Origin of the sequence: Kutzneria buriramensis, assembly GCF_003387475.1 — a bacterium.
Lineage (GTDB): Bacteria > Actinomycetota > Actinomycetes > Mycobacteriales > Pseudonocardiaceae > Kutzneria > Kutzneria buriramensis.
Map to the genome: position 1 here is coordinate 354,588 of NZ_QUNO01000014.1, position 9,543 is coordinate 364,130.

The window sequence follows — 9,543 nt, forward strand, 5'->3', positions numbered from 1 at the left end:
TCGGCGGCCCGCTAGCCGGGCAAAGCGGGCATATGGCCGCCGACCGGGCGATCTTCACCGCGTTTGGGGTCGGTGGACGGGCGCGGCGGTGCGTGTCGGGATGGTAAACAGGACCTGTGGCGGGGGAGCGCAAGAAGCGCCTGACGACCGGGTTCTGGCGGCTGCTTCAGGGCCGTGCGGTTGCTCGTGAGACGAGCAAGCTGCACGCCGTGGTGGCCGCTGCTGGCGCGCGCGAGAACGAGCTGCGGGAGCTGACCGACGAGCAGCTGACGCAGGCGGCGGAGAAGCTGCGCAACGACACCCGCGGCGACTACGACGACAAGGACCTCGCGCAGCTGCTGGCGCTCGGCCGCGAGGCCGCCCGCCGCACGCTCAAGGAGCGGCCGTTCGACGTGCAGCTGATGACGTCGGCGTGGATGCTCCGGGGCCGCGTGGTGGAGCTGGCCACCGGCGAGGGCAAGACGCTGGCGGGCGCGATCACCGCGGCCGGCTACGCGCTGCACGGCTGGCCGGTGCACGTGGTGTCGGTGAACGACTACCTGGCCCGCCGCGACGCCGAGTGGATGGGGCCGCTCTACAGCCTGCTGGGCGTGTCGGTGAACTGGATCAGCGGCGCCTGCGACCCGGACCGCCGCCGCGAGGCGTACGCGGCGGACGTGACGTACGCGTCGGTGAGCGAACTCGGCTTCGACGAGCTGCGCGACCACACGGCGACCAGGGTCGAGGACCTGGTGTCGCCGGCGCCGGGCGTGGCGCTGGTGGACGAGGCCGACTCGGTCCTGGTCGACGAGGCGCGGGTGCCGCTGGTGCTGGCGGGCGCGGCGGCGGCCGGCGAACCGGACCGCGAGCTGTCGGACGTGGTGCGCCTGCTGCGCGCGGGCATGCACTACGAGATCGACGACGAGCAGCGCAACGTCTTCCTGACCGGCGCGGGCTCGGAGGCGGTGGAACGCGCGCTGGGCGGCATCGACCTGTACTCGCCGGAGCACGTCGGCACGACGCTGCCCAGGGTGAACGTGGCGCTGCACGCGGAGGTGCTGTTGCGCCGCGACGTCGACTACATCGTCCGCGACGGCAAGGTCCAGCTGATCAACCCCTCGCGCGGCCGGGTGGCCCGCCTCCAGCGCTGGCCGGACGGCCTCCAGGCGGCGGTGGAGGCCAAGGAGGCGCTGGCGGCCAGCGAGACCGGCGAGGTGCTGGACACGATCACCGTCCAGGCCCTGCTCAAGCGCTACCCCAAGGTCTGCGGCATGACCGGCACCGCGCTCGCGGCGGCCGACCAGCTGCGTACCTTCTACGAGCTCCAGGTGGCCGAGGTGCCGCCGAACGTGCCGTGCATCCGCGTGGACGAGCCGGACCGCATCTATGACACGGTGATCGCCAAGAACGCCGCGATCGTCGAGGAGATCGTCGAGGCGCACAAGACCGGCCGCCCGGTGCTGATCGGCACCCAGGACGTGGCCGAGTCGGAGGCGCTGGCCGGGCGGCTGGCCGAGGTCGACGTGCCCTGCGTCGTGCTCAACGCCAAGAACGACGCGGAGGAGGCGGCGATCGTCGCCGAGGCCGGCCAGTACGGCACGGTGACGGTCTCCACCCAGATGGCCGGCCGCGGCACGGACATCCGGCTCGGCGGCGCGGACGGCGCGGACCACGAGCGGGTGGCCGAGCTCGGCGGCCTGTACGTGATCGGCACGGCCCGCCACCACAGCTCCCGCCTGGACGACCAGCTGCGCGGCCGCGCCGGCCGGCAGGGCGACCCGGGCCGCTCTGTCTTCTTCGCCAGCTTCGGCGACGACATCGTCACCCAGTTCGCGGCCGACGAGCCGGGACCGTCCAAGATCTCCGACGACGGCCGGGTCACCGACAAGCTGGCCCCGCACACCATCGCGCACGCGCAGCGGGTGGCCGAGGCGGAGAACCTCGAGGTGCACGCCAACACCTGGCGCTACAACCAGCTCTCCGCGCAGCACCGCAAGATGCTGGGCGAGCGCCGCGACCAGCTGCTGCGCACCGACCTGGCGGCGCAGGAGCTGCGCAAGGCCAGCCCGGACCGGTACCGCGAGGTGTTGGACAAGGTCGGCGAGGACGTCCTGGTCGACTCCGCCCGTCAGATCGCGCTGCTGCACCTGGACCGGGGCTGGGCCGAGCACCTGGCGATGCTGGCCGACCTGCGCGAGGGCATCCACCTGTGGGCGCTGTCCCGGGAGAGCCCGATCGCGGAGTACCACCGGGCGGCGATCCCGGCGTTCAAGGCGCTGTTCCGGGTGGCGGACGAGAAGACCGTCGAGACGTTCGAGACGGCCAAGTTCACCGAGGCCGGCGTCGACCTCGACGGTGAGGGCCTGGCCCGGCCGACGGCGACCTGGACGTATCTGGTGCACGAGAACCCGTTCGGCTCCGACCTGGAGCGCAGCGTGCGCGGCCTGGGCCGGGTGCTGGGCAAGGGGGCCAGGCGGTAGCGTGCTGGCGGTGGACCTGACCACCGCCGCCGAGCTGTACCGCAAGTACGCCGACGACCTCGCCGCCGTGCGCGACGAGCAGCGTCGGCGGTTGCCCGGGATCCGAGCGCAGCTCGACGACGTCGAGGCGGAGCTGACCTACCTGCGGCTGCGCGAGCTGCGGCCGGCGACGGTGGTGGAGATCGGCGCCTTTCACGGGTGGTCCACCACCTGGCTGCTGTCCGCGTTGCGGGACAACGGGTTCGGCGAGTTGCGGTCGTACGACGTGGTGGATCACGTGCTGCGGTCGGTGCCGGCCGAGCTCGCGGGCGATCGGTGGACCTTCGTGCGCGGCGACGCGAGGAAGGCTCAGCTGCCGGTGGACATCGACTACTTGTTCCTCGATGCGGCACACAGTGCGCGTTTTGCGCGGTGGTACATCACAGAACTGTTCGGCCGGTTGAGCGGGACGCCGGTGAGTGTGCACGACGTTTTCCACGGCCGCCGGCCGATGCCGTTCAGCGAGGGCGCCGTCTTGGTTCGTTGGCTGACCGAACAAAAGATCGACTACTTCACGCCGTCCGCGCGGCGGGCGCCGGAAACCTTTGCGGCCTTGCTTGCGGTGAAACGGGAACTCGGCCTGGACGTGCCGGTTCGGTCCGGTCGGGACAATCCGATGGTGTTCTTCGAGGTCGCATGACCCCGGTCCGCCGACGGGCAGGGCCACCCCCAGTGGACCCGCCCGCCGACGACGGCACCGCACGCGTCCAACTATGACGAATCCAGCGGTGCGGCAACAGTGTTGACGAGTTGAGCAAAAGAGGAAACACCCGATCGTCGGCCGACCGGTGTCGGCTCCGTCACGCCCGAGTCGCGCTCGAATTGGCCCAACGCTGGATCAGGTCCGCGTTTGATCGACTCTCCGCTCAATCATCCCGTGTCGATCGGCCCGTGTAGATCAGCTCAGGGCGTCCAGTTCCGCGCGCACGTCGCCGGCGCGGTGGTCGTCGACCTCCTCGTACAGCGCGAGCGCGGCGGTGAGCGACTCCCGCGCCTCGCTCGGCCGGTCCAGTTCGCGCAGCACGAGCCCGCGGCGGAACAGCGCGCCGGCCTCCATCATGCGGTTGCGCACTTCCCGGGTCGCGACCAGCGCCTGGTCGAGGCTGTCCAGCGCGCGGCCGGCCTGGCCGTCGGCGAGGTAGACGGCGGCGATCTTCAGCAGCGTCTCGGCCTGATCGGCGGCGTCGTCACTGTCCTGCGCAACCCAGAGCGCTTCGTGCAACGTGACGAGCGCGCCGTGGTGATCGCCGCGCAGCTGCCGAACCTCGCCGAGAGTGGCCATTGTGGTCACTTCGCCGTGTCGGTCGCCGAGCTCGCGGAAGAGGGTCAGCGACTGGTCGGCGTTGGCCTCGGCAGTGTCGGCGTCGCGTTGGTCGACCGCCAGCAGGCCGATCCCGGCCAGCGTCCACGCCTCGCCGTGTCGGTCGCCGATGTCCCGCCGCGTGGCCAATGCCTTTTCGTACAGACGGGTCGCGGCGGCGAAATCGTGCAAACGGTGTCGGGCCACCGCCAGATTGGTCTGCACCCACGCCTCGGCGAAGCGATCGCCCGCCTCGCGCGCCGCCTGCTCCGCGAGTTCGTGCGTGGCGACCCAGACGCCCATCGGCATGCGCAGCCGGAAGTAGTCCCAGGACGCGATGCACAGCCGCCACGCGGAGTCGGCCAGCCCGTACGCCAGCGCGGTCTCCATCACCGGCAGCAGGTTGGCGACTTCCCCGTCGCACCAACGCAAAGCTTCTACAGGCGTGTCGAAGTTCAGGGGTGTCACGGTGGGGCCGGTCGAGGGCAACTCCAGCATGTGCACGCGGAACGGCGCCAACGCCTCGTTCGCGCGCTCGGCCGTGCGCAGATACCAGTCGGTGAGGCGGATCGCCGCCTCGCGCCGGGATTCCTTCGTCTCCTCGGACCGCACCAGCTCGGCGGCGTAGACGTGCAGCAGGTCGTGCATGCGGTACCGGTCGCGTTCCACGCCCTCCACGAGGTGCACGCTGGCGAGCCGCTCCAGCAGCCGGCGGCCCTGCACCGACGACACGCCCGCCAGCGCGGCGGCCGCGGGCGTGCTGATCTGGCCGCGCCGTAACACGCCGAGCAGCCGGAACATGCGCGCCGACTCGGTCGACAGATCCCGGTACGACCAGGAGAACACCGAGCGCACCGCGAGCGAGTCGTCGGTGGCCAGGCCGTCCAGCCGGTGCTCGTCGGCGTCCAACTCCTCGAGCAGCTCGTCGACCGGGTGGTGCGGGTGGGTGGCGACCCGCTCGGCGGCGATCCGCAGCGCCAGCGGCAGGTGCGCGCAGTGCTTGGCCAGCGCGCTGATCGCCGCCGGCTCGGCGTCCGCGCGATCGTCACCGATCACGTTGCGCAGCAGCAGGAGCGACTCCGCGCCGGTCATCGGGCCGAGCGTGACCTGCCGGGCGTTGGTGCGCATCGCCATGCCGGACAGGCGCCGCCGGCTCGTGACGATCACCGCGCACTGGCCCGACCCCGGCAGCAGCGGCTCCACCTGCGCCGACTCGGCGGCGTTGTCCAGCACGATCAGCAGCCGGCGCTGGTTGACCAGCGACCGGAACAGCTTCGCGCGCTGGTCCTGCTCGCCGGGCATCGAATCGGTGGCCACGCCCAGCGCCGCCAGGAAGTCGCCCAGCACGTCGGTCGCGCGCGCCGGGCCGCCGTCGGGGGAGTAGCCGCGCAGGTCCACGTACAGCTGGCCGTCGTGGAAAGCGCTCGCCACGTCGTGCGCCAGCTTCAGTGCCAGGGCGGTCTTGCCGACGCCGGGCGAGCCGTCGACGGCCACCACCGCGGGCGTGCCGAGCTGACGGTCGTCCATCAGCGCCTCGTGCAGCTGCGTCAGCTCCCGCTCGCGGCCGACGAACCGGGCGGCGGCCGCCGGCAGCTGCGCCGGCCGCGCCGGCACCGACTCGGTGGCGAGCGCCATCAGCCGGCCGCCCGCGTCCAGCACCTGGTCGCAGCGCCGGGCGAGCTCCGCCGACGGCGGCGTGCCGTTCTTGACCTTGCTCAGCCAGCTGGGCGTGTAGCCGACCTGGTCGGCCAACCCGCGCCAGGACATGCCACGCGCCGCGAGCAGGCGTTCCAGCGCAGCGCTGAATTCGGATCCGGACGCGAAAGACGACGATCCAGGTGTCTTCACGGCATGGGGACGCGGTCGACCACGGACTGCCGCAGCTTGCGGATCTCGCGCGGCAGGTTCCAGCCGACTCCACCGGTGACGACGCCGTCGCGGCCGTACAGGGCGGCGAACTTCCGCTCGCCGGGGTCCCCGGCCACCACCGCGTACTCCAAGCCCTCGCCGACCAGGCCGTAGGCCTGCACCTTGGCATCGTACTGGTCGGTCCAGAAGTAGGGGACCGGCGCGAACTCCTGGTCGGCGCCGAGCAGGTTGCGGGCCACCGCCATGCCCTGCTCGGTGGCGTTCATCCGGTGCTCCAGCCGCATCCGGCCGTAGCGTGGGTGCTCCCAGTTGGCGACGTCGCCGGCCGCGTACACGCCCGGCGCGGCCTGGCAGCGGCTGTCGCAGACCACGCCGTTGTCGATCGTCAGGCCCGAGTTCTCCAGCCAGCCGGTGACCGGCGCCGCGCCGATCGCCACCAGCACGCAGCCGGCGTCCAGCACTGTGCCGGCCGCCCCGTTCCCATCAGCCAGCCGAACTCCGATGACGTGACCATCTGAACCGAGCATCTCGGTGACGCCGGTGTCCATCAGCACCCGCACGCCGTTGTCCCGGTGCAGCTGCTCCAGCAGCTTGCCGACGGTCTCGCCCAGCTGGCGGGCCATCGGCACCGGCAGCGGGTCCACCAGCGTGACGTCCAGGCCCAGCGTCCGGGCCGTCGCGGCCACCTCGGCGCCCAGGAAGCCGGCGCCGATCACCACGGTCTTCGGCTCGGCGAGCAGTTCGGCGCGCAGGGTGGACGCGTGCTCCAGCGTGCGCAGGACGTGCACACCGGCCAGGTCGTGGCCGAACGGCAGGGTGCGCGGGGCGACGCCGGTGGCGATGACCAGGCCGTCGTAGCCGACCCGGGTGTCGTCGGCCAGCACCACCTCGCGGGCGTCCAGGTCCAGACTGGCCGCGGGCGCGCCGAGCCGGAACTCGGCGTTCAGGTCGGCGATCTGCTCGTCCTTGCGCAGCTGGGTCTTCTCCGGCTCCCACTGGCCGGCCAGCACCTGCTTGGACAGCGGCGGGCGGTCGTAGGGCACGTGCGCCTCGTCGCCGATGAGTGTGATCCGGCCCTGGTAGCCCTCGCGGCGCAGCGTCTCCGCCGCCGTGAGGCCCGCCGCCGACGCGCCGACGATCGCGATCTGATCCATGTCGTCGAGGATAGGTGGATGTATGTAGGGATCGACATCGGAACGTCGGCATCCAAGGGAGTTCTGGTCGCCCCGGACGGCACGGTCCGGCACCGGGTGACCGTCGCGCACGCCGTGTCGACGCCCGCGCCGAGCTGGTTCGAGCACGACGCCGAGGACGTGTGGTGGCGTGATTTCGTGGAGATCGCGCGGGAGCTGGTCCGTGCGGCCGACGGCGCGCGCCTGAACGGGCTCGCCGTGAGCGGCATCGGGCCTTGCCTGCTGCCGGCCGACGCCGACGGCGTGCCACTGCGACCGGCGATCCTCTACGGCGTCGACACCCGGGCAACTGTGGAAATCTCGGAACTGACGGAGCTGTTCGGCGGTGACGAGATTCTGCGCCGGGGTGGTTCGCCGCTGACAAGTCAGGCGGTGGGGCCGAAGCTGCGGTGGCTGGCCGTGAACGAGCCTCATGTCTGGGCGCGGACCCGGATGCTGCTGATGGCGTCGTCGTTCCTGGTGCACCGGCTCACCGGGCGGTACGTGCTGGACCACCACTCCGCCAGCCAGTGCTCGCCGCTCTACGACCTCGGTCGGCGCGAGTGGGCCTTGGACTGGGCCTCCGTGGTCGCGCCCGGGCTGGCGCTGCCGGAGCTGGTGTGGCCGACGGAGGTCGTCGGGAGCGTCACGAATGCGGCCTTCGCTGCAACTGGGCTGCCGGAGGGCCTTCCCGTGCTCGCCGGGACCGTCGACGCGTGGGCGGAGGCGACCAGCGTCGGCGTGCGGGAGCCGGGGGACGCCATGGTCATGTACGGCACGACGATGTTCCTGGTCCAGGTCGTCGACCAGCCGCGGCCGCATCCCGGGCTGTGGACGACCGCCGGCGTGTTTCCGGGCACCAGCACGTTGGCGGCCGGCATGGCGACGTCCGGCGCGGTGACCGACTGGCTGCGCGGGCTGGTCGGAGGTTCGTTCGAGGACCTGGCGGCGCGGGCGGGCCAGGTGCCGCCCGGCAGCCGGGGATTGCTTGTGCTGCCGTACTTCGCGGGGGAACGCACGCCGCTGTTCGATCCGTCCGCGCGGGGCGTGATCACCGGGCTCACGCTCACGCACGGGGCCGGGGAGCTGTATCGTGCGGTGCTGGAGGGCATTGCCTACGGCGTGCGGCACAACCTGGAGACGATGAGGGTCGCCGGTGGAGCGGCTCGGCGTCTCGTCGCGGTCGGCGGCGGCACCCGGGGTGGGCTGTGGACGCAGATCGTCTCCGACGTGACCGGGCTGGCGCAGCAGGTCACCCGGGAGAGCGTCGGCGCCAGCCTCGGTGACGCCATGCTGGCCGCGTCGGCCGACGGTGTGGACGTCTCGTCGTGGAATCCGGTCGTGGAAACCGTGCAGCCGGATCCCTCGCGGCCGTACGAGGAGTTCTACGCCCATTACCGGTCCCTGTACCCGGCGACGGTCGACATCGCCCATTTCCTTGCCGAGCAACAACACCGTTCGGCCCGCACGGAGCCGTCCACTCCGGAATGATGCCTGCATGCCCGTCCTGGTGCTGGTGACGATCGCGCTGTGGATCGGTGCGCTGGACAAGCTGTACCAGCTGGCCCTCGCGCCCGACGACCGGCCGCTGCGCGCCGTCGCCGGCTGCCTGGCGTGCCTGGCCGTGGTGCCGGTCCTGAACTTCGCGCCGGTCGTCGCCTTCCTCGACGGCTTCGGCGGCGGTGTCGCGCGCCTGCTGGTCAACCTGATGACCATGTACGCGTCGTACTGGATGCTGGCCTTCTTCCAGTACTCCATGCGGGTCTCGCGGCGGTTCCAGACCGTGGTGTTCGTCGGGGTGTTGGGGCTGGTCGTCGGTGTCTGGCTCGCGGCGCCCGTGGCGATTCGCCTGCAGCCGGCCGCCCTGTCCAGCGGCGACGACTGGCACTCCACCGTGTTCGTGGTCGCCGCCGTCGGGTACATGGCGTACGCGCTCGGGCTGGCCCTGCGGTGGGCCGTGCGCTACGCCCGCGTCGCCCGCCGGGTCGAGCTCCGGCGGGGGCTTCGCGCCATCGCCGTCGGGCTCGCGTTCCTCATCGCCGGCTGTGTCTGCAAGTGTTTCGTCGCCTTGCTGCAAGCGCTTGCGGCCGTGGTGTGGGAGGCCGGCAACCTGGCATACGTCGGCTTCGTGCTGGTCGGCAGCGTGCTGCTGGTCGTCGGGGTGATGTACCCCGCCGTCACCGGGATGCTCGCCGCCGTGCCGGTCTGGCGGTGGCATCGGCGGGCGTACCGGGACATGGAGCCGTTGTGGCGTGCGCTGCACGAGGCGTTCCCCGATCTCGCCCTGCGCAGCGAAACCCTGCCCTGGTGGCGTGACCCGATACGAATCCGGCGTACGCACCGGGACTACTACCGGCGAGCGGTGGAGATCCGGGACGGTTTGGTGCAGCTCGGGCCCTACTACCCGGCGAACGCCGGCGGGGATGCGCCCGTGCGGGAAGCCGATCAGTCGGGGGAGGCCGACCATGCTCATGCCGTCCGCGCCGCCCTTGCCGCCAAGGCATCCGGCGCCCCGGCCGGGGCGCCGCACCCCGCCCCGGTGGCGGGCGGCGACGACCTCGACTCGGACGTCCGCTGGCTGGTCCGGCTCTCCCTGTCGCTGGCCTAGATGTACCTGGTCATGAGGTTGGTGACGGCGTGTCGGCTTGATCATGGGTGAGGCCTCCGGGTGCGGTGGTGATTGCGACGTCAGTCACCACAGCCG

The 9,543-nt window shown here is 71.8% G+C and carries 6 protein-coding genes; 4 read left to right on the top strand and 2 right to left on the bottom strand.

The features are described 5' to 3' along the window. The first annotated feature begins 116 nt into the window (after nt 1-116). Together secA2 and BCF44_RS37075 are read left to right on the top strand one after the other, a co-directional pair. Entirely contained in the window at nt 117-2,459 is a 2,343-nt protein-coding gene (gene secA2 / locus BCF44_RS37070) for an accessory Sec system translocase SecA2 (protein ID WP_116179126.1), read from the top strand. 10 nt (nt 2,460-2,469) lie between these two features. Further along, nucleotides 2,470-3,138: a class I SAM-dependent methyltransferase gene (locus tag BCF44_RS37075; protein WP_246016017.1), complete on the top strand. Its 669-nt coding sequence runs from the start codon at nt 2,470-2,472 to the stop codon at nt 3,136-3,138. Between the two features lie 258 nt (nt 3,139-3,396). On the opposite strand, the gene BCF44_RS37080 is transcribed toward BCF44_RS37075, so the two are convergent. Further along, nucleotides 3,397-5,565, bottom strand: coding sequence for an ATP-binding protein (locus BCF44_RS37080; RefSeq protein WP_147328774.1), 2,169 nt, complete (start codon nt 5,563-5,565; stop codon nt 3,397-3,399). A 77-nt stretch (nt 5,566-5,642) separates the two neighbouring features. After that, nucleotides 5,643-6,821, bottom strand: coding sequence for an NAD(P)/FAD-dependent oxidoreductase (locus BCF44_RS37085; RefSeq protein WP_116179129.1), 1,179 nt, complete (start codon nt 6,819-6,821; stop codon nt 5,643-5,645). 18 nt (nt 6,822-6,839) lie between these two features. On the opposite strand from BCF44_RS37085, the gene BCF44_RS37090 reads away from it, so the two are divergent. Together BCF44_RS37090 and BCF44_RS37095 are read left to right on the top strand one after the other, a co-directional pair. Further along, nucleotides 6,840-8,330 carry an FGGY-family carbohydrate kinase gene (locus tag BCF44_RS37090; protein ID WP_116179130.1) on the top strand — a complete coding sequence of 497 codons (1,491 nt, stop codon included), beginning with the start codon at nt 6,840-6,842 and terminating at the stop codon, nt 8,328-8,330. A gap of 7 nt (nt 8,331-8,337) precedes the next feature. Then, nucleotides 8,338-9,447 (top strand): MAB_1171c family putative transporter, encoded by a 1,110-nt coding sequence (locus BCF44_RS37095; RefSeq protein ID WP_116179131.1) that lies wholly within the window; start codon nt 8,338-8,340, stop codon nt 9,445-9,447. Nucleotides 9,448-9,543: the final 96 nt, after the last annotated feature.

Bases quoted from the DNA above. Each gene is read 5' to 3' on its own strand.
- BCF44_RS37080 (WP_147328774.1), bottom strand. From the start codon at position 5,565: ATGTCCTGGCGCGGGTTGGCCGACCAGGTCGGCTACACGCCCAGCTGG.
- BCF44_RS37085 (WP_116179129.1), bottom strand. From the start codon at position 6,821: ATGGATCAGATCGCGATCGTCGGCGCGTCGGCGGCGGGCCTCACGGCG.
- BCF44_RS37090 (WP_116179130.1), top strand. From the start codon at position 6,840: ATGTATGTAGGGATCGACATCGGAACGTCGGCATCCAAGGGAGTTCTG.
- BCF44_RS37095 (WP_116179131.1), top strand. From the start codon at position 8,338: ATGCCCGTCCTGGTGCTGGTGACGATCGCGCTGTGGATCGGTGCGCTG.